The 23397-nt window shown below is 68.4% G+C and carries 24 protein-coding genes; 4 read left to right on the top strand and 20 right to left on the bottom strand.

Annotation, left to right across the window (positions count from 1 at the left end):
• The first annotated feature begins 26 nt into the window (after window positions 1–26).
• Window positions 27–506 (top strand): YiiD C-terminal domain-containing protein, encoded by a 480-nt coding sequence (locus tag Q7X29_RS27050; protein ID WP_316575757.1) that lies wholly within the window; start codon window positions 27–29, stop codon window positions 504–506.
• Window positions 507–620: 114 nt separating this feature from the next.
• Here the strand turns inward: Q7X29_RS27050 and Q7X29_RS27055 are convergent, their stop codons facing one another.
• From Q7X29_RS27055 to Q7X29_RS27135, 17 genes are all read right to left on the bottom strand, one after another.
• Window positions 621–1223: a hypothetical protein gene (locus Q7X29_RS27055; RefSeq protein WP_316575758.1), complete on the bottom strand. Its 603-nt coding sequence runs from the start codon at window positions 1221–1223 to the stop codon at window positions 621–623.
• 32 nt (window positions 1224–1255) lie between these two features.
• Complete coding sequence (locus Q7X29_RS27060; RefSeq protein WP_316575759.1) at window positions 1256–2215, bottom strand: MlaD family protein; 960 nt, start codon at window positions 2213–2215, stop codon at window positions 1256–1258.
• Window positions 2212–3249 carry an MlaD family protein gene (locus Q7X29_RS27065; RefSeq protein ID WP_316575760.1) on the bottom strand — a complete coding sequence of 346 codons (1038 nt, stop codon included), beginning with the start codon at window positions 3247–3249 and terminating at the stop codon, window positions 2212–2214. Before Q7X29_RS27065 ends, Q7X29_RS27060 begins: the two co-directional genes overlap by 4 nt.
• Entirely contained in the window at window positions 3246–4352 is a 1107-nt protein-coding gene (locus tag Q7X29_RS27070) for an MlaD family protein (RefSeq protein ID WP_394358743.1), read from the bottom strand. Before Q7X29_RS27070 ends, Q7X29_RS27065 begins: the two co-directional genes overlap by 4 nt.
• Complete coding sequence (locus tag Q7X29_RS27075; RefSeq protein ID WP_316576351.1) at window positions 4352–5368, bottom strand: MlaD family protein; 1017 nt, start codon at window positions 5366–5368, stop codon at window positions 4352–4354. Before Q7X29_RS27075 ends, Q7X29_RS27070 begins: the two co-directional genes overlap by 1 nt.
• Window positions 5365–6372, bottom strand: coding sequence for an MlaD family protein (locus Q7X29_RS27080; protein WP_316575762.1), 1008 nt, complete (start codon window positions 6370–6372; stop codon window positions 5365–5367). Before Q7X29_RS27080 ends, Q7X29_RS27075 begins: the two co-directional genes overlap by 4 nt.
• A complete protein-coding gene (locus tag Q7X29_RS27085) occupies window positions 6369–7400 on the bottom strand; it encodes an MlaD family protein (RefSeq protein WP_316575763.1) in 1032 nt (343 codons plus the stop codon). The genes Q7X29_RS27080 and Q7X29_RS27085 overlap by 4 nt, the downstream gene beginning before the upstream one ends.
• A gap of 4 nt (window positions 7401–7404) precedes the next feature.
• Window positions 7405–8271, bottom strand: coding sequence for an ABC transporter permease (locus Q7X29_RS27090; protein WP_316575764.1), 867 nt, complete (start codon window positions 8269–8271; stop codon window positions 7405–7407).
• Window positions 8271–9140, bottom strand: coding sequence for an MlaE family ABC transporter permease (locus Q7X29_RS27095; RefSeq protein ID WP_316575765.1), 870 nt, complete (start codon window positions 9138–9140; stop codon window positions 8271–8273). Before Q7X29_RS27095 ends, Q7X29_RS27090 begins: the two co-directional genes overlap by 1 nt.
• 173 nt (window positions 9141–9313) lie before the next feature.
• Window positions 9314–9943: a TetR/AcrR family transcriptional regulator gene (locus Q7X29_RS27100; protein ID WP_316575766.1), complete on the bottom strand. Its 630-nt coding sequence runs from the start codon at window positions 9941–9943 to the stop codon at window positions 9314–9316.
• Window positions 9927–11741 carry an AMP-dependent synthetase/ligase gene (locus Q7X29_RS27105; protein WP_316575767.1) on the bottom strand — a complete coding sequence of 605 codons (1815 nt, stop codon included), beginning with the start codon at window positions 11739–11741 and terminating at the stop codon, window positions 9927–9929. Before Q7X29_RS27105 ends, Q7X29_RS27100 begins: the two co-directional genes overlap by 17 nt.
• 45 nt (window positions 11742–11786) lie before the next feature.
• Window positions 11787–12629, bottom strand: coding sequence for an SDR family oxidoreductase (locus tag Q7X29_RS27110; protein ID WP_316575768.1), 843 nt, complete (start codon window positions 12627–12629; stop codon window positions 11787–11789).
• Between the two features lie 29 nt (window positions 12630–12658).
• Window positions 12659–13522, bottom strand: a complete 864-nt coding sequence (locus Q7X29_RS27115) for an alpha/beta fold hydrolase (RefSeq protein WP_316575769.1) — start codon at window positions 13520–13522, stop codon at window positions 12659–12661.
• A complete protein-coding gene (locus Q7X29_RS27120; protein WP_316575770.1) occupies window positions 13522–14409 on the bottom strand; it encodes an SDR family oxidoreductase in 888 nt (295 codons plus the stop codon). Before Q7X29_RS27120 ends, Q7X29_RS27115 begins: the two co-directional genes overlap by 1 nt.
• Before the next feature lie 33 nt (window positions 14410–14442).
• Window positions 14443–14877 carry a type II toxin-antitoxin system Rv0910 family toxin gene (locus tag Q7X29_RS27125; protein ID WP_280347141.1) on the bottom strand — a complete coding sequence of 145 codons (435 nt, stop codon included), beginning with the start codon at window positions 14875–14877 and terminating at the stop codon, window positions 14443–14445.
• A 56-nt stretch (window positions 14878–14933) separates the two neighbouring features.
• Window positions 14934–16145 carry a lipid-transfer protein gene (locus Q7X29_RS27130; protein WP_316575771.1) on the bottom strand — a complete coding sequence of 404 codons (1212 nt, stop codon included), beginning with the start codon at window positions 16143–16145 and terminating at the stop codon, window positions 14934–14936.
• Between the two features lie 25 nt (window positions 16146–16170).
• Complete coding sequence (locus Q7X29_RS27135) at window positions 16171–17043, bottom strand: MaoC/PaaZ C-terminal domain-containing protein (protein WP_316575772.1); 873 nt, start codon at window positions 17041–17043, stop codon at window positions 16171–16173.
• A 150-nt stretch (window positions 17044–17193) separates the two neighbouring features.
• On the opposite strand from Q7X29_RS27135, the gene Q7X29_RS27140 reads away from it, so the two are divergent.
• The 3 genes from Q7X29_RS27140 to Q7X29_RS27150 all read left to right on the top strand — a co-directional run bounded on the left by Q7X29_RS27140 (window position 17194) and on the right by Q7X29_RS27150 (window position 20574).
• Window positions 17194–18210 (top strand): AraC family transcriptional regulator, encoded by a 1017-nt coding sequence (locus Q7X29_RS27140; RefSeq protein WP_316575773.1) that lies wholly within the window; start codon window positions 17194–17196, stop codon window positions 18208–18210.
• A gap of 121 nt (window positions 18211–18331) precedes the next feature.
• On the top strand, window positions 18332–19453 hold the full coding sequence (locus tag Q7X29_RS27145; protein ID WP_316575774.1) for an acyl-CoA dehydrogenase family protein: 1122 nt from the start codon (window positions 18332–18334) through the stop codon (window positions 19451–19453).
• Window positions 19450–20574: a CaiB/BaiF CoA transferase family protein gene (locus Q7X29_RS27150; RefSeq protein WP_316575775.1), complete on the top strand. Its 1125-nt coding sequence runs from the start codon at window positions 19450–19452 to the stop codon at window positions 20572–20574. The genes Q7X29_RS27145 and Q7X29_RS27150 overlap by 4 nt, the downstream gene beginning before the upstream one ends.
• A gap of 194 nt (window positions 20575–20768) precedes the next feature.
• Here Q7X29_RS27150 and Q7X29_RS27155 read toward each other — a convergent pair whose 3' ends face one another.
• The 3 genes from Q7X29_RS27155 to Q7X29_RS27165 form a co-directional block, all read right to left on the bottom strand.
• Window positions 20769–21773, bottom strand: a complete 1005-nt coding sequence (locus tag Q7X29_RS27155) for a magnesium and cobalt transport protein CorA (RefSeq protein ID WP_316575776.1) — start codon at window positions 21771–21773, stop codon at window positions 20769–20771.
• 227 nt (window positions 21774–22000) lie between these two features.
• Complete coding sequence (locus tag Q7X29_RS27160) at window positions 22001–22609, bottom strand: TetR/AcrR family transcriptional regulator C-terminal ligand-binding domain-containing protein (RefSeq protein WP_316575777.1); 609 nt, start codon at window positions 22607–22609, stop codon at window positions 22001–22003.
• 62 nt (window positions 22610–22671) lie between these two features.
• Window positions 22672–23355 (bottom strand): TetR/AcrR family transcriptional regulator, encoded by a 684-nt coding sequence (locus Q7X29_RS27165; RefSeq protein WP_316575778.1) that lies wholly within the window; start codon window positions 23353–23355, stop codon window positions 22672–22674.
• Window positions 23356–23397 lie beyond the last annotated feature (42 nt).

Here is a 23397-nt window from a genome sequence, read left to right on the forward strand (position 1 = left end):
TGATCTGCAAATAGGAAGGTTTCTCCATGTCGACATCTCCGCCCGCGCTCGCCGAACTGACCGAGCAGCAGCTGATCGAGGTGATCAACGCGGGTATCGAGCACACGATCCCGCCGATGCACGGCCTCGGCATCCATGTCGTCGAGCTGACCGCGCGCCGGGCGGTCGCCGCCGCGCCGCTGGCAGGCAACGCCAACCACCTCGGCACCATGTACGCGGCGACGATCTTCGGCACGGCCGAAATGCTGGGCGGGGCATTGTTCTTCCCGACCTTCGACCCGCAGCGGTACTACCCGACGGTCAAGTCTCTCCAGATCGACTACCACCGCCCGGCCACCTCCGACATCCGTGCGACCGCCGAGTTCGACGACGCCACCTGGGCGCGGCTGCCAGTGGAACTCGCCGCCGCGGGCAAGGTGGAATTCGTGCTGGCCGCGAAGGTCACCGACGACACCGGCACCGTCGTGGCGACGACCAGCGGGATCTACCAGATCCGGTCGCGCTGACGCCTCGGCCGTGACGGCCTGGCGTGATCCGACGATCGGCGGGGTGCCCGACACCGGGCGGCCCGCCGATCCGGCCGGGACCGACGGGCGGTCCGCAGCGGACCGGCGGCCGGACTACTTGATCGGCAGCGCGCCGTTCATGCCGCCGACGTCGGTGATCTTCCAATCCGCGCCGCGATCCACCGACACGGTGTAGGTGACGGTGCTCTGGCCGCCCTCCGGCGCCTGGGCGCTGGTGGAGGTGACATTGACGAACACGTTCACCTGATAGAGGCCGTTCGCCTCCGACATCACCTTGGCGGTGATGGGAGTGGAGTTGGAGGTCCACTTCAGCGGGACCAGGATCTCCCGCAACGCCGGGGCCGTGGCGTCGAATTTGTTCGCCAGCGCGGGGGCGGTATTCGACTTCAGCTCGGCGAACCAGGGATTGAGATCCTGATAGTTGATGGTGGAGGCGCCGACCGCGTAATCAGCGGCGATCTGTTCGGCCCGCCGCTGATCGTCGGCCGTCGCCCGCTGGGCCGCGAGCTCGGCCCGAGCCGACCACAGCAGCCCGCCGAGCGTCACCATGATCGCCACGGCGGCCACCGCGGCGGCCACGCCGATCACGGCGTTGAGCGAGAAGGACACGCTGCGTGGTCTACGCCTCGGTTCGGTGGCGGGCCTGGTGGGCGCGTCGGCGGCGGTCGTGGTCTGCTCGGGGGTTTCGACGGACATGGTGACTCCTGCAAGCTCGAGGGTGAAGGGCGTTACTTGACGTGGATCTGCACGCGCAGCCTCCCGTCCTCGCCGACAGCCTCCAGCGCCTGCGAGATCAAACTGCCCAGGTCGATCCGGCGCAGCGCCGACGTCGAGTTCTGGGCCAGCGGAGCGAGCACGGGAACCAGCGCCGACAATTCGGGGCCGACGCGGTCGACCCGGTCCCGTAGCTGGTCGAGGAACGGCACCAGTCCGGTCCCGGTGGTGTAGTCGGCGGGAACGTCGCCGATGTTCGCCCAGGCCGCGACAGCCTCGGCCGCATCGTCGAAAGTGCCGCCGAGCGCGCCCCATTCGGGCCCGGCGTCGGCCAGCGCGGCTCCGGTCCAGTCCATCTCGCCGCCGAGGGTCTGCAGGTCGGTGAGCAGGGCGCGGATCTTGTGGGTGCGGCTGAGCAAGGTGGCGGCGAGCAAACTGGTCGACCGCGCCAACTGGGGCATGATCGCTTCGGTGCCCGCCAAGCCCTGGCTGAACGTGTCGATGAGGGAGCGAATCGTGCTGGGGTCGAGTTGGTTCAGCAGTTCGGTCACCCGGCGGGCGACCTCGGGAAGAGAGGTCGGGGTGCGCACCGCGCGGGTCTCGATGGTCTGGCCGTCGGCCAGGTAGGGCGCGACCGCCCGGGTCGGGACGAACTGGACGTAGGGCTCGCCGAGCGCCGACAGGTTCTCGATGACGGCGGTGCTGGCCACCGGAATCCGGTACTCGTCGTCGACGCGCAGGGCCACCTCCACGCCCGTGGCGACGGTACGTACGCCGGTGACCTCACCGACCCGGATGCCCGACAGCAGCACCGGCGACCGCGGGCCGAGGCTGCCGGAATCGGCGAGCACCATGGTCAACCGGGTGTACCGGGTGAACCAGTCCACCCCGACCACGCTGAAGGTCAGGTAGCTGATGCCGATCAGCAGCACGCCGGCGAGGGCGGCCAGGGAGGCGGTGACGCCGCGGGTCATCGTAGAAGTCCGATCATGCGCAGGGTGTCGACGATGCGGGCGGTCTGCTCGGCGCGGTCGCCGGTGGCACCGAGCACGGGCACCACGTCGACCTTCGCCCCGCGTTCGAGGAACGGCAGCAACCGATCGCGGATCAGCGACACCAGGGTGTTCAGGTTGGACGGCGCGTTCGGGTCCAGCGGCCGGTCGGTGAACAGCATCGGCAGCAGCGCCTTGGCCGCGGCGTCGCCCGCGACGACGGTCGGGCCCAGCCATTCCAGGCTGTGCGCGACGGTGCCGAGCGCCCCGAAAGCACCGAGGACCAGGATGATCGAGCGCACCGCCTCGGTGACGTGGGTCGCGCCGGTCTCGGAGAGCAGTTCGCTCAACGCGCGGCGATTGTCCACCAGCACTTGCGTATTGGCGTGCACGCCGTCGAGCAGCGCGCCGACACCGTCGAGGTGCGCGGCGGCGTCGGTGAGATCTCGGCCGAGAACCTCGGCGATGCGGGCGCTGTCGGCCGGTTCGGCGGGCAGCACCGTGTTCATCCGGTTGACGATGTCCTGGAACTGATGCACGGCACCGCCCTGCACGAACGTCGCCAGCCCGGCCAGCGCGTCCTCGACCTGCAGCGCCGGTTCACTGCGCGCCAGCGGGATGGTGCCGTTGTCGGGGAGCGACACCGCTTGGCCCGTCGGCGCGGACAGCGCGATGAACACGTCGCCGAGCAGCGTGTTCTGGCGCAGTTGCGCGCGGGTGTCCACCGGCAGGCGGACCGCGCGGCTGATCTCGACATCGGCGATCACGTAGCCCGCGCTGCTCGGCGTCGGATCGACGACCGTGACGGCGCGCAGGTCGCCGACCTGGACGCCATTGGCCACCACCTGCGCTCGGGCAGGCAGGTTCAGCGCGTCGGCGAATTCGATGTGCAGCCGGTAGGTCGGCCCGTCGACCCCGGCTCCGGGCGGGGTGAGCGCGGAGGGATCGAACGCGCAACCGGCCAGCGCCGCGGTCACCGTCAGCGCGGACAAGCTCTTGGCGACAGCGTGTCTCATCGCGCACCCCCGGCACCGAGAATCAGACGGGTCAGGTCGATATCGGCCATCGCGGCGCCGCTGTTCGCGCAGCCGCCGGGCGTGAGCGCGTTGATCGCGGCGCAGACCTGGTCGGCCTCGGGCTGCGCGACGGTGAGTTTCGGTGGCGCGTAGTCGATTGCGGTCAATCCTGTCTCGGGATCGGCGGACTTGCGAAAGGCCGCGGTGATCGGCGGGATCATGTCGACGAGCTCGTGCAGTGAGCCCACGTTGGCGCTGAGCAGACGGACCAGCGGAACCGTGGCGTCGAGGCCGTCGAGCAGGGCGCCACCGAAGGTACGGGTGAGGTCGTTGAACCAGATCAGGATCACTTTCAGGCGGTTGATGGCATCGACCACCACGGGGAGCAGCTCGCCGTTGACGTAGCGCAGGGTCTCGCCCAGCCGGGTCAGCGTCTGTTCCACCGCGCCCCAGTGGGTTCCGAGTTTCGCGGCCAGTTCGGACATCGCATCGATCAGCGCGCCGATGTTGCCGATGGCGGCGTCGGGCGAATCCAGGGCCGAGCCGAGTGCGCGGATCAGCGTGTTCAAGGAGGGGCCGGTGCCCGCGGTGGCCCGGTCGAAGGCGGCCAGGCCGCGGCCGAGTAGTTGGCGCTCGGCCGGATCCTCGCCCGCGGTGAGCGCGCCGGACAGCTTCTCCAGTGCCGCCATCGTCTGCGTCATGCTCTTGGGGGTGAGGGTGTCGGTGACGCAGGCGCGCTGGTCCCACTCGGACGCGCCGGCGCCCTCGGTGAGCACGGCCAGGTCCCGGTCGGCGACCAGGGTGTCCGACACGGTGACGGCGGAAACCGCCCCGCGCAGCGGATGATCCGCGTCTACCCGGAAGTCCACCCGCACTCCCGTGCCCTCGGGGCGCAGTGCCGACACCGCGCCCACCCGCACACCGCGCAGCGTCACGTGACTGCCCGGATACAACCCGATGGCGTCGGGCATCAGGGCACAGTAGGCGCGTGTCGGCCGTCCCGCATCGGTGGCGACGGCATACCCGCCCACGACAGCTGTGGTGACGAGTACGACACCGGAGACCGACAGGAATCCCCGGGAAGCGAAGAGTCGCCGCAACATCAGCAGGTCCTTCCCGGTACCGGAACGCACACTCCGCCGGTGCGTACGGCCGCGGTCGAATGGTCGATCGCGAGCCCGTCCGGCCCGCTGAGTTCGCCCAGCCGCGCGATCGTGTCGCGCAACGACCCGATCAGACCGTCGAACCGATCGCCCAGCGACCGCAGTTCCGGTAGCGCGCGGGCGAGTTCGGCGGCCATCGGCTTCAGGGTGTTCGCGTAGGCCGGCTCCAGCGCGGCGATGCGGGAGAAGACGTTGTCGAGCAACTGGATCGACACCGCGATCTCCGACTTCTTGTCCAGCAGCAGCGTTTCCACCAGGCTCAACTCCGCGTTGAGCCGCCCGTAGAGCTGCGAGGTGGCGTTGATCGAGGTGAGATATTCGCCGGCGATCGACAGCGCCTGGGAGACGTCCTGGTTCTGTCGATCGAGGATGTCGACGACCGCGTCGATGCTGGTACCCAGCTGCCGCAGACCGTCCGGGCTGCGATCCAGCGACTGTTGCAGGGCGGCGAAATTCTTGCGCACGGTGTCGCCGTCGACCTGGGCGATCGGTCGAGCCGCGTCCTGGAACGCCTGCCCGAGGCTGTAGGGCAATCGCACCCGATCCGCCGGAATCGGTGTGCTGCCCAGGGGTTCGGTGCCCGCCGGGGACACGGCCAGATAGTGGCCGCCCGCTACCGTGAGCATCCGAACGGCCAAGGTCGTCTTGTCGCCGAGCCGCACCGCGTCGTCGACGGTGAAGGTCATTCGCACCCGGTCATCGCGCAGTACGAGCGAGGTCACGCTGCCCACCGGGATGCCCGCGATTCGCACATCGTCGCCGGGACGGATGGCGCCGGACTCGGTCAGCTCCGCGGTGTATTCGGCGCGCCCGACCGGGGCGACGTAGAGGATCGTGCCCGCAGCGAGCAGTGTCACCACCGCCAGGGCGCCGCCGAGTCCCCAGCGCAGTTCCCGCCGCGCGAGCGTCGCCTCGTCGGGTTGTCCCGGGGCACGCCTGCGCCACTTGTCCTTCATCGGTTGCAAATCGAGATCCTCCGGCCATCGATCAGGACGGCGACGACGCCGGGAACCTCGGCTCGGCCGCGCGAGCAGGTGAGGTCGACGCCGGGGCCGGTCGCCGGGATGAGGGTGTTGAGCGACTGCAACAACCCGGGCAGCCGCCCGAGCGCCTGAACCGCCGTGTCCGGATCCGGAATGGCGGTCCGGATCAGCGCGTCGGCGTCGGCGTTGTAGCCCACGTTCAGGCCGAGCGTGGCCGCCAGACTGTCGATCGGGCCGAGTACACCGGGGGCGGTGACCGCGAAGTCGACCAACCCGTACACCTTCTGCTCCAGCACCGTGAACAAGTCGGTGAGTCCGGCGATCAACGTCTCGAGATGGGGTGATCGCCCGCCCAGCTGTCCGGCGATGTCGCCGAGATTGCGCACCAGCGCCGAGATCACGGTCTGCCGATCGGTGACGTAGCGACTGAGCCGTTCGATGGCGTCGAGCGCGGGCCCGATGCCGGTGCCGTTGCCCTCGACCACGGCCAGCACGCTCTGCGCCAGCTGATTCAGCGCGGCGGGCGAGAAGTCGGCCAGCACCGGCTGCAGTCCGTTGAACAGCGTGGTGATGTCGAAGGACGGGACCGTGTGCTCGGTGCCGATCGTGGTCCCGGTGGTCAGCCGGTGCCCGGCGACGGCGGGCTGGCGGATGTCGAGGTAGCGCTGGCCCGTCAGTGACTGGTACCGGATGACCAGGGTGCTGGTGTCGTACACCGGATGCGAGCGCTGCACGCTCATCCGCACCTCGGCCTGCCCGCCGCTGAGCCCGATCTCGCCGACCTTGCCCACCTGCACGCCGAACATGCGCACGTCGTCGCCGGTTTTCAGGCCGTTGGCGTCGGTGAACATCGCGGTGAAGGTGTCGGTGTCGCCGGGCACCGGACGGGTGATGGCGCTGATCACCCCGACCAGCAGCACCACCATGCCGACGGCGAAGAGCCCCAGCCGGACGCTCACTCCCGCAATGGATGTCATCGCTGACCACCACCCAGCACCGGCGCGAGCACCGGAATCGTGCTTACGACGACCTCGAGTCGCAGCACCGGCCCCTCGGGGGTGTCGACGAAGGAGCGATCGACACCCGCCAGCAGCGCGCGTACCTCCGCACTCGATCGTCGCGGGTCGGCGACGGTCGCGGCGGCGGCCGTGAGCAGGGGTGTCAGGATCTCGGCGTAGCCGCCCAGGTGCTGTCGCAGGCTCAGCGCGAGCTCGGAGACACCGGGCACGAAGAGCTGCTCGACGATCATCTGGATGCCGCCGTCGAAGGCCCGTCGGTCACCGCGCAGCGCCTCGATGTTGTTGATCCGGTCGAGCAGTTCGATGGTGCCCGCGCTGAATCGCGCGGCGCCGGCGAGGGTGTCGGCGTACCGGCCGATCAGGTACGAGGGGTCCAGCCGCTGGGTGTCGGCCACCGAACGCCCGAGCATGACCACCGCCTCCAGGATCGGCGTGAAGGCTTTCAGATCGCCGGCCAGGCGGGTGAGCAAATCGGTCAGCCGTGGTGTGAGCACCTGGTCGGTGGTCGCCGCGAGCGAGCGCATCAGCGCGCCCATGGTGGCGTCGGAGACCCGGTGCGCCTCGGCGCCGGCGAGATCGACCACCGCGCCGTCGCGCAGCGGCGCTCCGCCGGGCCCGCGCCGCAGCTCGACCTCGCTGATGCCGAACATGTTCGACGGCGCGTAGTCCACGAGCAGGCTGTCGGTCAGACCGGCGAGCTGGGTATCGTCCAATCGGAGCGTGAGGCGCGGCGAACCGCGCTCGTCGACGGCGATGTCGGCGATCCGGCCGACCGTGACCCCGTCGAGGCGGACGTCGGCTCCGGTGACCACGCCGTCCCCGACCAGCGGAGTGCGCAGCACCACCTCGATGCCCGCCTCCGCGCGCAGGGACTGGATGCCCAGCCCCGCCGCCGTGACCACCGCCGCGACCACGAGGGCCGCGAATCCCGCTCTGCGCGAGACCCGTTCATCGACGGCGACGCCGGGCATTCCGTATTTCGGCATCTGTCTACCCCGTGAAAGTGATCGACGAGTGGAAGCCCCACAGCATGATGCTCAGCACCATGTCGAGGGCGATGATGGCGACGAAACTGGCGCGGACGGCCCGCCCGGAGGCGATACCGACGCCCTCGGGCCCGCCGGTGGCGAAGAACCCCTGATAGCTGTGGATCAGGATCACCGCCAGCCCGAACACCAGCACCTTGCCCACCGCCGCCAGGACGTCGCCGCCGCTGACGAACTGGTCGAAGTAGTGCGCGTAGACCCCCGCCGCCTGCCCGTGCACGCTGACCACCACGGCGGCACACGACAGATACGCCAGGATCAGCGTCACCACGAAGCACGGCACCAGCACCAGCACCCCGGCGATGACCCGGGTCGTCACGACGAACGGCACCGACCGCAAGCCCAGGCATTCGATGGCATCGATCTCCTCGGAGATGCGCATGGAACCGATCTCGGCGGTCATCCGGCACCCCGCCTGCGCGGCGAAGCCGATGGCGGCGATGATGGGCGCGAGTTCGCGGGTGCTGGCGAAGGCGGACACGATGCCGGTGAGCGGTCCGAGCCCGATCATGTTCAGCGTCGCGAACGCTTCGATCCCCATGCCGGCACCGAGCACGATGCCCAACACCACCAGCATGGGCAGGGTGCCACCGCCGACGATGAGTGAGCCACGGCCCCAAGTCAATTCGGCGGTGGTGCGCAGGGTCTGCGCGCGATAGTGCCGTAGGGTCAGGGGAATCGAGGACAGCACCTGCCAGACGAAACCGAGGACGAACCCGGCCGAGTCGATCGGCGCGAGGGCCCGCTCGCGATGGCGCACGATCCGGTAGACGTGCCGTAACCCTCTGGGCGCGTAGGGAGTCGCCGCCATCACGCCAGCCTCGTCGGCGCGAACATGGTGACCAGCTGCGTGATCACCAGGTTCACCACCAGGATCGCCACCACCGACAACACGACCGAGGCGTTGACCGCGTCGGACACCCCGCGCGGCCCGCCCCGCGCCTCCAATCCGCGCTGGCAGGCGATCATCACGACGATGAACCCGAACAACACCGCCTTGAACAGCGAGATCGCGATATCGGTCACCGTGGTGAAGGAACCGAAAGTGGCCCAGTAGCTGCCGGATACCGCACCCTGGGTGCCGACCGCGACCGTGAAGCCCGCGACCACACCGGTGACGATGATCAAGATGTTGAGCAGCGGCGCGATCAGCACCATGGCCGCCATGCGCGGAATCACCAGCCGATGTACCGGACTGATGCCCATCACCCGCAGCGCGTCGACTTCCTCGCGGATGGTGCGCGCGCCGAGATCGGCCGCGATGGCCGCCGCACCCGCGCCGCCCAGCAGCAGCCCGGTGGCGATGGGCGCCCCCTGCTTGATCACCCCGAGCCCGCTGGCCGCGCCGAGCAGTGAGTCGGCGCCGAGTTGATGGATCAGGTTTCCGATCTGCACGGACACGATGACGCCGAACGGCACGGCCATGAGGACCGCGGGCAAGGTCGTGACGGTGATCAGGTACCAGGCCTGCCGCAACATCTCCTGCCAGGGGAATCGACGGCGGACGGTATCGCTCGCGGCCCCACTCACCGATTCGCTCGACAGCCGGACCAGGCGGCCCGTGGTGCGCAATCCCGACACCACGGTATCGGTGAAGTTCTTGCGCAAGACGGCCGACAGCGGCGCTTGCTCGGTGGTCGCTCCGGCCGGCGACCTTCCTACTGCTGATCGGGCCCTCATCGTGTCCTCGCCCCGATCGAGCAAGCGGACGACAGGCGTTGAGCGAGTCCGAACATGCCGACGAACATCGAATTCCCCTATCAGCAGGCAGTGCGCATAAACGTAGATTCGTGAGTGCGGGCCGACCATGATCGCGCCGCTCACACCCTTGACCCGAACGCTCGCGACATCCCTCACATGTCGTCGCGCAGCGGGATCCCGGCCAGTCCGCCCCAGCACAGCTCGGCGGTGAGCCGCACCGCGACCGCCTTGGGGATCTCGCGGTTCGATTCGACCCAGTGCGCGGCACCGGAGCGGCTGGCCCCGACCATGCCGACGGCGAGCATGCGGGCGCGGAAAGGATCGAGGTCGCCATCGTGGGCGATGAGATCGGCGGCCGCGGTCACGCAGGCGTCGATGGCGTTGCCGACGCGCCACTGGACGGAGGGTTCGATCGTGGCGTCCGATTCGAAGATCAGGTGGTAGCCCACGGAGTTGTGGTCGACGAAGTCGAAATAGGCGGCGACCACCGCGTGCACCCGCGCGCGATTGCCCGTGGTCGAACGCAGGGCGGTGCGCACCACCTCGATCAGGTCGTCGATGTGGTTCTGCAGAACCTCGAGATAGAGCGCGAGCTTGCTCGGGAATTGCACGTAGACCGTCGGTTTGCTGAAGCCGGCGCGGTGGGCGATCTCGTCCATGGTCGCCGCGTGGTAGCCCTGCCGGGCGAACACCTCGCCCGCGGCCGCGAGCAGATGCCTGCGGCGGCGGGCGCGCAGGACCGCGCGCGGTGGGTCGGCGGCGAGACTATCGATAGAGGTCATCGATGGTGGCGCGGTAGTCGGTGGCGATGGGTTTGCGCTTGAGCTTGCCGGTGGGGGTCAGGTACGCGCTGCCCGGTTCCCACGTCTCGGTCAAGACGGTGAACTTCTTGATCTGTTCCACCCGGGCGAGTTTCGCGTTCGCGGTGTCCACGCCGGCCTGCAAGGCCTTGCGGACGACGGGGTGGCCCGCCAGCGTGGCGACCGCGGTGTCCGCGAGATCGTGTTTGGCGGCGAAGGCCGCGGCGGCGTCGGGGTCCAGGCAGATCAGCGCCACGTTGTAGGGGCGTTGATCGCCGATCACGACGGCGGCGCCCACCAGCGGGCTGTTGGCGGCGAGCGTGTTCTCGATATTGGTCGGCGACATGTTCTTGCCTGCCGCGTTGATGATGAGTTCCTTCTTGCGGTCGACGATCCGCAGATAGCCGTCGGCGTCGATCTCGCCGATGTCGCCGGTGCGCAGCCAGCCGTCGGCGTCGATCGTCTCCGCCGTCTTCTCGGGATCGGCGCGGTAGCCGCGCATGACCATGGGGCCGCGGGCGAGCACCTCACCGTCCTCGGCGATGCGGATCTCGGCCCCCGGCACCGGGGTTCCCACGGTGCCGAGCTTGATGCGCTCGAGCCGGTTGACCGTGATGGCGGCCGTGCATTCACTCATTCCCCAGCCCTCACTGAGCGGAACTCCGAGTGCCAGCACGAATTCGTGCACCTCGGGCGGGATCGGCGCGGCCCCGGTGACACCGATCCGCAGTCGGTCCATGCCCAGCTTCGCCCGCACGCGCGACAGCACCACCCGATCGGCGATCGCGTACCGCACCGCGTCCAGCGCGCTCGGCGAGCGGCCCGCCGACGCCAGCCGGGCGCGGTGGCGGCCGACCTCGATCGCCCACCACGCCAACCGCCGCCGGAGCGCGCTCGGCTCCTCGTCGAGCCCGGCCTCGATCGCCGCCTTGAGCTTCACCCAGACGCGCGGAACGCCGAGGAACAGGGTGGGCCGCACCTCGGTCAGCGCGGCGAGAATCGTCTTCATGTCCGCGACCGTGGTGACCTGAGCACCGGACAGGATGCCGCCGTAGTGGGCGAACCAGCGGTTGGCGGCATGCGCGTCCGGCAGATACGAGATGGCCCGATCGGCCGCCCCGATGCCACCGAATTCCGCCATGACGCGCGCGTTCTCGATGAAGTTGCGATGGGTCAGCTCGACGCCCTTCGGCGGGCCGGTGGTGCCGGAGGTGTACACGATGGTGAGCAGGTCCTCCGGACCCACCGCCCGCCAGGCCGCGTCGAAGTCGAAACCGTCGGCCGGGGCCGCGACGAGGTCGTCGAGGGTGAGCACGCCGGCGGCGGCATCACCGGCCGGGAACTCCTCGTCGGCGTCGTCGACGCACACCACGCGCTCGACCGCGCCGCCGAGCTCGCGGGCGGCCAGCACCGTCGGCAGGAACTGGCGCTCGCAGACCACCACCCGGTTGCCCGCGTTCTCGAACAGATACGCCAGCATGTCGGCCGGGTTGGTGTTGTACATCGAGAACGGGGTCGCGCCGAGGTGCAGGACCGCGGTATCACACACGTGGAACTCGGGTCGGTTGGTGAGCATGAGCGCCACGGTGTCGCCCGGGGCGACGCCCAGCCCCGCCAGGCCCGCCGCGACCCTGCGCACCTGATCCGCGTACTGCCGCCAGGTGAGGGTGACCGCGCCACCCACCGTGCGCAGCGCGACCTCGTCCGGGTAGCGGCGCACCGTCTCTTGAAACGCCTCGCACATGGTGGCGGGCTGGGGGTCTGTGGACCGATTCGTCATTGCTGGCGTCCTCGTGTGATCGAACGATGGTGTCGTACGGGCTGATCAGTCGCCCTGCGCGCGGGCACGCTCTTCGTAGGCCCGGCGCTGCACCGGATCGACGTCATCGGTGAAGACATGCTCACCGCCCAGCAATCGGGTCAGCGCCTCGCCGACCCGGCGCGGCAGGAACTTCTGTGCCACGACCGCCGCGCCGAACACCCGGCTGACGCGCAGCTTGGGGCGCGGACGTGCGATGAGCGAGAGAATGCCCGCGGCGATGTCCTCGGGTTCGGCGTTACGAAAACCCCGGATGCCCTTGGTGCCCGCGGTCAGCTCGGTGTTCACGAACGACGGCAGCATGAGCGAGAAGTCGAGTCCGCTCCCGCGATGCTCCACGCGCACCGACTCGGTGAAACCGATCACGGCGTACTTGCTGGCGCAGTAGGTGGACAGGCCCGCCGTGTACGTCTCGCCCGCCATCGACGACACATTGATCACCTGGCCGCGGCCGCGCGGAAGCATCCGCCGCACAGCCGCTTTCGTTCCGACGATGACGCCGTAGGTGTTGATGTCGAGAATGCGCCGGGTCACCGCGTCCGGCTCGTCGGCGATCAGGCCGACGGGCATGATGCCCGCGTTGTTCACCAGCACGTCGACCGGTCCGAGCCGGGTCTGCACCTCGTCGAGGAAGGCCTCGAACGAATCCGGGTCGGTCACATCGAGTGTCGCGTACACGTCGAGTCCGAGCGACTTCCCGGACGCCCGTACCGCCTGCTCGTCGATGTCGCCGATCGCGACGTGCGCGCCCAGCCGGTGCAGGGCGGTGGCGGTCGCCAGCCCGATGCCGCGGGCGCCGCCGGTGATCGCGACAACCTTGCCGCGTACCGCGGCCGCTGTATCCGTCATGGTTGTTCCTCACTGATCGCAGATCGAAGTCACGCGGTGCCGGCGTGTGCGGTGTGCATCGGTCCCGCGAGTTCGGTCGCCAGCGCGACGATGTCGTCGGGGGCGTCCAGATGCGGGCAGTGGCCGATGCCGTCGAGCAGGACGAGACGGCTGCCCGGTGTCGCCGCGTGCAGATTGCGGCTGGCGGCCGGGGCGACCACCAGATCGCGCCGACCGTGCACCACGATGGTGGGACAGGCGATGTCGCCGGTCCGGGCGGCCGCCGACACCTCCGCCTTCAAGCGGGTGGCGAGACGGGCCAGCTCGCGTCGCCGAGTGCGGGTGGAGAACTGGTCGGCCAGCATCCGCACCATCGCCGGGTCGGCCGCGCGGGGATCGCCGTACAGCAGCCGGGCCACCAGCCGCCGCGACGCGGAGCCTTGCAGCAGCCGGGGCAGCGGCAGTCCGGCCGCCGCCGTGAAGGCCCGACCGTCGGCGACCAGCAGCGTCTTCACCAGCGGAGTCCACTGGTCGGTGGCGATATCGAGGGCCACCAGTCCGCGGACCGGCAGTCCCGGCACGGTGTCGAGCATGCGCACCGCCGTGGCGGCACCGAGCGAATTGCCCACCAGCACCACGGGCGCGCTCGCCCCCTGGGCGGTGACGACGGCCTCGAGAAAGCGAACCAGCTGGGGCAGCGCCGGTCCGGGCGCCAGCGGGTCCGCCAGCCCGAAGCCGGGCAGATCGATCGCGACGGCCGGCCGGTGGGCACGGGCGCAGCGCTCCAGGACCGGCCGCCAACAGGGTGCGGGGTGGCCGAAGCCGTGCACCAGCACCAGCTTCGGCCCCGCGCCTTCGACAAACAGCTCACGGGTGCGATATCCGGCGTAACCCGCACGCCGTTCGCCGATCACTACTCGGCCTTGGACCAGTGGTTCAGCTGCGCGGGCAGCTTGTCCAGCAGCCAGGGCCCGTCGGTCTCCACCGTCTCCTTGGTGGTCCAGCCCTGCAGCAGCGAGATGGCGCCACCCTGCACCGCCAGCACCTTGCCGGTGAGCGGGCAGTCGGTGCCGGCCAGGTAGGCGACGACCGGCGCGATGTTGGCCGGGCTGAACGCGTCGAACTCGCCCTCGTCCACTTCCTCGGCGAAGATCGCGCCCATGCCGGGGGTGGCCAGGGTGAGCCGGGTCCGCGCGACCGGCGCGATGGCGTTCACCCGCACGCCGTAGCGCTCCAGCTCCACCGCGGCGACCTCGGTGAGCGCGGCGATGCCCGCCTTGGCGGCGCCGTAGTTCGCCTGTCCCGGGTTGGGCATGAAGGTGCCCGACGCGGAGGCGGTGTTGATCACCGCGGCGTTGACCGGCGTGCCCGCCTTGCTCTGGTCCTTCCAGTAGGCGGCGGCGTGGTGGAGCACCGCGAAGTGTCCCTTGAGATGGACCGCGATGACCGAATCCCATTGCGCCTCATCCATACCCGCGACGAAGCCATCGCGCAGGATGCCCGCGTTGTTCACCACGATGTCGAGGCCGCCGAATTCCGAGATCGCCTGCTGCACCAGATTCTGCGCGCCGGCCCAGGTCGCGATGTTGTCGGTGTTGGCGACGGCCGACCCACCCGCGGCGCGGATCTCGGCCACCACCTCCTGGGCCGGACCGGTGTCGGTGCCGCTGCCGTCGTTTCCGCCGCCGAGATCGTTGACGACCACGCTCGCGCCCTCGCGGGCGAGCAGCAGGGCGTGCTCACGGCCGATGCCGCGTCCCGCGCCGGTGACCACGGCGACACGGTTCTCCATTGAACCCATGGGTTTCTCCGTCTGTGTAGAAGGTGCGGGGACTCAGCCGACGAGCGCGGCGAGCTTGTCCAGCGAGGCGGTCAGTTCCTTGGTGGTGGCGCGCTCGATCGCGCCGCCGATCGCGCCGACCATCATCTGGCTGATGAACTCGGCGTCGATGGTGGCGGTGGACGCGTCGGCGCCGTCGGCCGCCACGGACAGGGTGAAGCTGATCTTCGCGCCCGCCATCCCGGTGCCGGAGAACTTCGTGGTGTGGGGAGCGTCGTAGGTCTCGACCGTGAAATCGATGGTGTTGGCCATCCCCATGATGGTCAGCACCTCGGCCATGGTCGCGCCCTGCGAGAGCTGGGCCGGCGGCTCGGACTTCCACTTGGTGTGCACCGTCAGCCATTCCTCGAACCGGCGCGGGTCGGAGATCGCCGCCCACAGCTTGTCCTGTGCGACGGGGAATTCCTTGGAAACGTTGGCCTTGGCCATGATCTTTTCTCCTGATGCGTTGTGATGGAACGGATCTGTGGTGCCGCGACCGCGCGTCAGCGGTTCGCGGGGCGGTAGGCGGTGACGAAGGACGCGCCACCGAGCCCGATGTTGTGCGCCAGCGCGACACCGGAGGCGGCGGCGGCCGAGACCACCTGCCGCTGTTCGGCCTCACCGCGCAACTGCCAGGTCATCTCGGCGCACTGCGCCAGGCCGGTCGCGCCGAGCGGGTGGCCCTTCGAGATCAGGCCGCCGGAGGGATTGACCACCCAGCGACCGCCGTAGGTGGTGTCGCCGTTGTCGATGAGCTTGTGGCCCTCGCCCTCGGCCGCCAGCCCCAGCGCCTCGTAGGTGAGCAGTTCGTTGGGCGCGAAGCAGTCGTGCAGTTCGATGACGTCGACGTCCTCGGGCCCGATTCCGGCCTGCTCGTACACCTGGCGCGCGGCGGCCGCGGTCATGTCGATGCCGACCAGCGCGCGGGCGGTCTTGGCGGTGAAACTGGATTCCAGGTCGGTGACCACGGCCTGGCCGACGATCTCGACCGCCCGATCGCCGAGCCCGTGCTCGTCGACGAAACGCTCACTGGCGAGCACGGCGGCGGCGGAGCCGTCGGAGGTCGGTGAGCACATCAACCGGGTCATCCCCAGCGGCTCGTAGACCATCTTCGCCTCGCGCACCTCGTCGAGGGTGTACACGTCCTGGAACTGCGCGTACGGATTGTTGGCCGAGTGCCGGTGGTTCTTCTCGGCGATCTTGGCGTAGTGCTCGGGCGTTGAGCCGTAGGTTTCCATATGCTCGACACCCGCCGCGCCGAACATCCACGGCGCCACCGGCATGGCGAAGTCCCGCAGTTCGGCCAGCGCCTGGATGTGGTTCATGAGCGGCTGTTCACGGTCGTTCCACTGCGACTCCAGGGAACCGGTCTGCATCTTCTCGAAGCCGATGGCCAGCGAGCAGTCCACGAAACCGCCCCGGATGGCCCTGGCCGCGAGGTAGAGCGCGGTGGATCCGGTGGAACAGTTGTTGTTGACGTTCACGATCGGGATGCCGGTCATCCCGAGTTCGTAGATCGCGCGCTGGCCGCTGGTCGAGTCGCCGTAGCAATAGCCCGCGGCGGCCTCGCCCACCGCGCGGTACTCGATTCCGGCGTCCGCGAGCGCCTTGGTGCCGGATTCCTTGGCCATGGCCGGGTAGTCCCAGCCCTCCCGGCGGCCCGGCTTCTCGAACTTCGTCATGCCGACGCCGACGACGAACACTCTGTTGGACATGATCACTCCTGAAAGTTGGCGCGGCTCAGGCGGTGGCGAACTCGGCCAGGCCGTCGGTGATGAGGAACTTGCCCGGCTTCTCGTCGCCCGCCGTCTCGTAGGCGTAGACCTCGCGGTCGCCCACCACTCCCTTGCGCCACACGCTGGTGGTGATGGTCTCCAGCGGCAGACCGGGTTTGGTCAGTCGCACCGCCAGACGCTTGAGCCGCGTCGGGTCCTGCGGGCTGATCTCGGTGATCAGCGCGTGCGAGGTGAACGCGATCGTGCACAGACCGTGAATGATGATGCCGGGCAACCCCATCGCCCGCGCGAAGTCGTCGTCGAGGTGGATCGGCATCGGATCCTCGGCGGGCCCGGAGTAGCGGAAGGTCTGGTCCTCGTCGAACTTCTGCACCGTGGTGAAGTCGGCCTCGCGGGCGCGCAGTGATTCGTCGAAGGCGTGGTCCGGACTGGCTGTTCCGACAGACCCCTCGAACTGTCCGCCCCGGAAGAACCCGATGAAGTACTGCTCGTTGACCAGATCACCGCTTTCGCCGCGGGTCTCCATCAGCGTGGTCACCACGACGCCCGACGACTTGCCCTCCACGCCGATCGGCTTGGCGCGCACCGTCAGGGTCTCGCCGGGCACGATCGGCCGGTGGAGCCGGAAGTCGTGCTCCCCGTGCAGGATTCGCATCATCAGTTCGTCGGGGACCACCGACATGGTGGCGTCGGCCATCATGACCATCGCGGGAACCACCGCGAAGACCGGCGGCGCGTAGGTACCGTCCAGGTGCTGCGCGATGGGGTCGTTGGTGGCTTCGGCGTACGCGATGGTCTGCTCGGCGTCGACCTTGAACCGCTGTTCCTCGCCCCAAGTGTCTAGGTGATCGAGGTTGAAACCCTCGTTGTCGGCCACGGCTGTCTCTCCTGTGCGCGTCGTTGGGCAGTGCCTGACTCGACGGTAGGGAGCGCGCACCCCTGGCTGCGATGACCGAATCTCTCTGCGCGTTGACCGAAACGCTCGACCTGACCGTCGCGCCCGGATTCGATTGATACGGTCTGGCCCGTGCCCTCCTCCGACGCCCAGAACACCCTGCCCATCGGCCGGGTGCGCGCCATGGTCGACCTGGCCGCGCACCGCGGCTGGGACGTGGACGCGCTCCTGGCGCAGGCCGGTATCCCGCCCACCCTGCTGTCGGAGGAACGCTCCCGGGTCACCTGGGAACAGGGCGCCGAGCTGGTGCGGCGGGTGTGGTTGGCCACCGATGACGACCTGCTCGGTCTCGGCCTGCAGCCCGTCCCGCGCGGAATGTTCCGGGTGGTGTGCTTCGGCTTGATCAGCGCGCCCACCCTCGGCGCGGGCATCCGCCGCTTCGAGAGCTTCGAACGGTCGCTGCCCGGGTTCCCGGCGATCGTGTTCACCGAGGCCGAGGACGAAGCGCGGCTGGCCTTCGATATCAGCGCCATCGCCCACCCGATCGCCATTCTCGTCGACACCATGCTGGCCACCACGCACCGCTTCCTCGGCTGGATGATCGGCAGGCGGTTACGGCTGCTGCGGGTGGAGCTCCCGTATCCGCAGGACCCCGAGATCGACGACTACGACATCATCTTCGGTGCGCCCGTGGTCTTTTCGGCGGGGGCGCCGACACTCGTCTTCGACGCCGCGCAGCTGGACGCGCCGATCGTGCGCACCGAGGACGACCTGACCGCCTTCCTGCGCGACGCCCCGTCGGGTGTGATCGGTACCCGCAGCTATTCGGTATCGCTGGCCGCGCAGGTGCGGCGCATCCTCGAACGTGGCCTCTCGGGCCGATGGCCGACCGTCGACGACATCGCGCGGGAACTGCTGATGAGCCCGCAGACCCTGCGCCGCAGGCTGCAGGAGGAGCACACCACGCCGCGCGATATCCGCGAGGAGATCCTGCGCGACGCCGCGATCGCGAGCCTGGTTCGCGGCGAGGAGACCGTGGCCGCGCTCTCCCGCCGCCTCGGCTTCTCCGAACCCAGCGCGTTCTCCCGCGCTTTCCGCCGCTGGACCGGCAGCCCGCCCGGGTCGTATCAGCACCCGCCCGCCGAGTGAGCGATCTGGTCAAGCCCGCGATCGACCGGGTCATCGCCGCCGGCGCGGCACCGCCCTAGCGTCACAGCGGAGCCGACAAGAACAGAGGAGTTCACTCGTGGCCCTGCACCGATCGCCGTGGATGGATGAAGACCTGGACGCGCTGAGGGACCTCGCGCGCCGGTTCTTCGAGAAGGAATGCGCCCCCAACGAGGACCGCTGGGCGCGGCAACATCACATCGATCGCGACATCTGGAACAGGGCGGGCGAACTGGGGCTGCTGTGCCCCAGCATCCCGGAACAGTACGGCGGTGGCGGCGGCACGTTCGCCCACGAGGCCGTCATCCTGGTCGAGCAGATCCGCGCGCTGGCCCCGAGCCTGGGCAACCCCGTGCACAGCGGGATCGTCGCGCACTACCTCAACACCTACGGCACCGAGGAGCAGAAGCTCGCCTGGCTGCCCGGGATGGCCGCAGGCGAGCTCGTCGGCGCGATCGCCATGACCGAGCCCGGCACCGGCTCGGACCTGCAGAACATCAAGACCAAGGCGGTCACCGACGGTGACGACTACGTCATCACCGGGGCCAAGACCTTCATCACCAACGGCTACCTGTCCGACCTGGTGATCGTCGCCTGCAAGACCGCCGACGGCAAAGGGGCCGACTCGGTGTCGCTGATCGTGGTGGAAACCGAGCGAGACGGATTCCGGCGTGGGCGCAACCTGGAGAAGATCGGCCAGCACGGCCAGGACACCTGCGAGCTGTTCTTCGACGGCGTCCGGGTGCCGCGGTCGAATCTGCTGGGGACGACCGAGGGGCTGGGCTTCATCCAGCTCATGCAGCAGCTGCCGCAGGAACGGCTGATCATCGGTGCCATCGCCGCCGCGGCGATCGAGCAGACCGTCGAGATGACCCTCGCCTACACCAAGGAACGCGAAGCCTTCGGCAAGCCGCTGTTCGCGTTCCAGAACACCCAGTTCACCCTCGCCGAGTGCGACACCATCAAGACCATCGCGTGGTCGTTCCTGGACGACTGCATCACCAAGCACCTGCGCGGCGAACTCGACGTACCCACCGCGGCCAAGGCCAAGTGGTGGCTCACCGAGCAGCAGTGCCGGGTCGCCGACGAATGCCTCCAGATGTTCGGCGGCTACGGCTATATGGCCGAGTACCCGATCTCCCGGATGTACGCCGACGCCCGGATCCAGAAGATCTACGGCGGCGCGAACGAGGTCATGAAGCTCATCATCGGACGCTCGCTGTGAATGCCGGACCGCTGCGCGGGGTGAAGGTCGTCGAGATGGCGGGGCTGGCACCCGCTCCGTTCGGCTGCATGATCCTCGCCGACCTGGGCGCCGAGGTGCTGCGCGTCGATCGCGGCGGCGCACCCGGCGCTGGACTCACTCCGCCGGAGGGTCCGCTGGACCGCGGCAAACACTCCGTGGCGCTGAACGTCAAAGACCCCGCCGACCGCGAAACCCTCTACGCGCTGATCAACCGGGCCGATGTGTTCGTCGAAGGCTATCGACCCGGCGTCGCCGAGCGCCTCGGCATCGGGCCGGAGGATCTCGCCGCGCGCAATCCGCGGCTGGTCTACGGCCGCATGACCGGGTGGGGCCAGGACGGCCCGCTGGCGTCTCGGGCCGGACACGACATCAACTACATCGCCCTCTCCGGCGCGCTCCACCTGATCGGCCGCGCGGGCGAACGCCCGGTGCCGCCGGGCAATATCCTCGGCGACTTCGCCGGTGGCGGAATGCTTTTGGCGCTCGGTGTGATATCCGCACTCTACGAACGCGCTCGGTCCGGGCAAGGCCAGGTCGTGGACGCGGCGATGGTGGACGGCTCGGCGCTGTTCACCGCGTTCATGCACGGCATGCACCAGGCCGGCCTGTGGAACGCTCCGCGCGGGGAAAATCCGCTCGACGGCGGCGCGGCGTTCTACGACACCTACGAATGCGCCGATGGCGGGTACGTGGCGGTCGGGTGCGTCGAAACGCAGTTCTACGCGCAGCTTCTCACCATCCTCGAGATCGACGATCCAGCGCTCCCCTTCCAGCTGGACCCGACCGGATGGCCGCGTCTGAAGGAGGTCATCGGCGCGAAATTCAAGGAGCGAACCCGCGACGAATGGGCCGCCCGCTTCGCCGACTCCGACGCCTGCGTCACCCCCGTCCTCACCCCGTGGGAAGCCCACGAGCACCCCCACAACCAGGCCCGCCACGCCTTCATCGACATCGACGGCCTCCGCCAGCCCGCCCCCGCCCCGCGGTTCACCCGCACCCCCACTACCACCCCGGCGGCACTGACGAAGGATCCCGAACAGATCCGAAAGCTGCTGTCCGCCTGGGGAGTCCCGGAGGAGACGGTCTCTCGTCTCACTTAGGCCGCGATGGGCGCAGTCAGCGACTGCGCGAAAGCCGCAAGTCGTCCCCGCTCCCATTTCGATGCGCCCCGCCGAGGCCATCACTTTGCGACAACGGTTTCCGCAGGTCAGAACATTCTCGAGCCTGTGTTCTCCCGCGCGAGGCCGACGCTGAACTCAAAGTCCCAGGTGCGATGACATCGTCGCCACCGAGATCACATCCATTTCTTGCGGCGGAAGATGACGAAGAGGACGGCACCGAATGCAATCATCATGCCGATAGCGAGCGGGTATCCGAGCATCCAATGCAGCTCCGGCATGTGGTCGAAGTTCATCCCGTAAACGGAGCCGATGAGGGTGGGGGCGAACAGGATCGCCGCCCACCCGGAAATCTTCTTCATGTCCTCGTTTTGCCGCTGCGCGACCAGTGTCGCGTTGACGTTCAGGATCTGCGCGAGAGCATCGCGGTACTCCGATACTCGTATGTCGACTCGGGTGAGATGATCGGCTACGTCTTGCAGATAAGCCTGCAGCGGCTCAGGGATCCCGTAGCGGGTGAATCCTCTCCGAAGAGCGTCGAGCACTTCGCTGAGCGAGCTAGTCGTTTGCTGCAGATCGATGACTTCCTCGCTGAGCCGGTAGATCCGTTCTGCGACGGCAGCGTCACCACCGAATACCTGTCGCTCGATCTGCTCCTTGTCGACAGCGAGCCCACGAAGCACCGGAGCGTAGCCGTCGACAATGGCATCGAGCAGCCGATAGAGAATCGCTTCGGGCCCGAGGTCGAGAAGATGCTCGTCGTCGAGCAGCGTGTGACTGCTGCGGTCGGCCACGGCTGCCGCGTCGCCTAGAAGTTCGGTTGCGTCGGCGCCGTCTATCCATCGCCCGTCCTGGCATAGCACCGCCACCGCGTGCGGACGCACCAGGACATGGAACTCGGAGAAGTCGACATCCTCTGTCTCGTCGATATACCGCGCGGAGCGGACGACGAGGAACAGGACCTCGCCGTAGCGCTCGAGCTTCGGACGCTGGCCGGCATGCAGCAGGTCCTCGGCGAGCACGGGGTGCAGCGCCCACGCCTGTGCCAGTTCGTGAACATCCTTCGGAACCGGCGCGGGGAAGAGGTAGATCACCGTTCGGTCCGGGCTGTCCTGCGCGTAACTCAGCGATTCGGAGATCGTCGCGTCGTGCGGTCCATCCGAGAGGCGCCCGCTGATCACATATCTGGTTCGCCGCGTCGATACCACCGCGGAGCGGAGACCGGCGGGGTTTCGACGTTGGAACAGACCTGTCCGATGCGATGTCGAATCATCATCAGGGCGTCGAGACATGGTTTCCCTCCTCGTTCTCGAAGCCGGCATACACCGGTCGGCTACCGGCTGTTCAACCGCGCCCATCCGTCGGCTTTGCAGTCGAAACCTCTGCGTTGGACTGAGATCGGAAAGATCTATTCGGCGTCGCTGTCGGACAACGCTGCTGAGCCTGCCACCACGACGCGCGCGAGCCGCGCGGGCAGGGCGGCGTCCAGAGGAGTGCGGGTAAGCAACGTGCGGAAATGCAATGGAGCGATATACATTTCCAAGAGCAGGTCGGCATTCACCGTCTCTGGCAGTTCGCCACGTGCGATTGCGCGCGTAACCATATCGCGAGCGGCGGAAAACCGCGTGCGCCAGAAGTCGACCCGCATCCGCTCGACTTCCCCGCTGTCACTCGCCGCAGCGACCAACGCCCTATCGATCGCGATGCCGAGTGGTTGTGACAGGTTGGCCACGAGTTCAGTGCCGAAGGCGGTCAGATCGCCGAGCAAAGTCCCGGTATCCGGTATCGGCAGATGCTTGTCGCTATGACTGAGCAACGCATCGAGAATGAGCTGCTCGCGCGTCCCCCATCGTCGGCGAATAGACGTCTCGTGAACGTCGGCACGCGCGGCGATCTCGGCCAGGCTCGGCTCTCGTTCGCCATCCTCGAACAACAGAGCGAGCGTTGCGTCGAGTACTGCGCGGCGCACCCGCGCCGACCGGCCTCCTGGACGGCGACGAATCTGAGGATCGATCACACCATCATCATAAAGGCATGATTTCAAGCGTTATTGATCCTCGAACAGCTGCTCGACAACGGTTACACGCGATGATCGACAGCACCCTTCCGTTCCGGGTCCGAAGACGACCGTTGGACGGCGTGTATCTCATCAAGTTTCGGCGCACGGCCACGAATTCTGTGGCGCGGGGTGCCGTCAGCTCGCAATCCGTCCAGAGCGAGGTCGAGATAACGCCGCCACGCGTCGGGGTCGATAGGTGAGACCCGCTCGCCCACAGCGTCGATCATCACCGTCAGCACGTAGAGATCGCCGATGCCCACACCATCGCGCACAGCGCCCGCGGCACGGGCGCGCTCGATCAGTCGTACGAGCGCGGCCTCGAGCGAATCTCTAGTCTCACGCAGGTCGTCGTGAGTCACGATGAGCAGCTGCGCCAGCCCGCGATCAGGAGCGGCGTATTCGAAAGCGGCATCGAAGAACTCGACGATGCCCTGCCACGGATCCGGGTTTACGGCGGCGGCTTCGGCATGTGACACCAAGTCCGCCAGGACGTCCTCGAAGGCATCGTGGATCAGGTCTTGCTTCGTTGAGAAGTGTCGGTAGACCGTACCGACCCCGAGTGCGGCCTTATGGGCGACCTGATCGAGGCTGACGGCCAGACCGCGTTCTGCGAACAGTTCCCGGGCGGCGACCAGGATGTGACGGCGGTTGCGTAGCGCATCCGCTCGAATCGGCCTTTTGCGGGGAAGTCGATCGCGGCCCACACGTTGTGTGTACCGACTCGGTCCCTCGTCAGGTGTATCCGA

The sequence above is a fragment of the Nocardia canadensis genome (genome assembly GCF_032656385.1).
In the GTDB taxonomy this organism is placed as follows: domain Bacteria; phylum Actinomycetota; class Actinomycetes; order Mycobacteriales; family Mycobacteriaceae; genus Nocardia; species Nocardia canadensis.

Coding starts and splice junctions, on each gene's coding strand:
- Q7X29_RS27050 (WP_316575757.1), top strand. CDS start 27: ATGTCGACATCTCCGCCCGCGCTCGCCGAACTGACCGAGCAGCAGCTG.
- Q7X29_RS27055 (WP_316575758.1), bottom strand. CDS start 1,223: ATGTCCGTCGAAACCCCCGAGCAGACCACGACCGCCGCCGACGCGCCC.
- Q7X29_RS27060 (WP_316575759.1), bottom strand. CDS start 2,215: ATGACCCGCGGCGTCACCGCCTCCCTGGCCGCCCTCGCCGGCGTGCTG.
- Q7X29_RS27065 (WP_316575760.1), bottom strand. CDS start 3,249: ATGAGACACGCTGTCGCCAAGAGCTTGTCCGCGCTGACGGTGACCGCG.
- Q7X29_RS27070 (WP_394358743.1), bottom strand. CDS start 4,352: ATGTTGCGGCGACTCTTCGCTTCCCGGGGATTCCTGTCGGTCTCCGGT.
- Q7X29_RS27075 (WP_316576351.1), bottom strand. CDS start 5,368: ATGAAGGACAAGTGGCGCAGGCGTGCCCCGGGACAACCCGACGAGGCG.
- Q7X29_RS27080 (WP_316575762.1), bottom strand. CDS start 6,372: ATGACATCCATTGCGGGAGTGAGCGTCCGGCTGGGGCTCTTCGCCGTC.
- Q7X29_RS27085 (WP_316575763.1), bottom strand. CDS start 7,400: ATGCCGAAATACGGAATGCCCGGCGTCGCCGTCGATGAACGGGTCTCG.
- Q7X29_RS27090 (WP_316575764.1), bottom strand. CDS start 8,271: ATGGCGGCGACTCCCTACGCGCCCAGAGGGTTACGGCACGTCTACCGG.
- Q7X29_RS27095 (WP_316575765.1), bottom strand. CDS start 9,140: ATGAGGGCCCGATCAGCAGTAGGAAGGTCGCCGGCCGGAGCGACCACC.
- Q7X29_RS27100 (WP_316575766.1), bottom strand. CDS start 9,943: ATGACCTCTATCGATAGTCTCGCCGCCGACCCACCGCGCGCGGTCCTG.
- Q7X29_RS27105 (WP_316575767.1), bottom strand. CDS start 11,741: ATGACGAATCGGTCCACAGACCCCCAGCCCGCCACCATGTGCGAGGCG.
- Q7X29_RS27110 (WP_316575768.1), bottom strand. CDS start 12,629: ATGACGGATACAGCGGCCGCGGTACGCGGCAAGGTTGTCGCGATCACC.
- Q7X29_RS27120 (WP_316575770.1), bottom strand. CDS start 14,409: ATGGGTTCAATGGAGAACCGTGTCGCCGTGGTCACCGGCGCGGGACGC.
- Q7X29_RS27125 (WP_280347141.1), bottom strand. CDS start 14,877: ATGGCCAAGGCCAACGTTTCCAAGGAATTCCCCGTCGCACAGGACAAG.
- Q7X29_RS27130 (WP_316575771.1), bottom strand. CDS start 16,145: ATGTCCAACAGAGTGTTCGTCGTCGGCGTCGGCATGACGAAGTTCGAG.
- Q7X29_RS27145 (WP_316575774.1), top strand. CDS start 18,332: ATGGATGAAGACCTGGACGCGCTGAGGGACCTCGCGCGCCGGTTCTTC.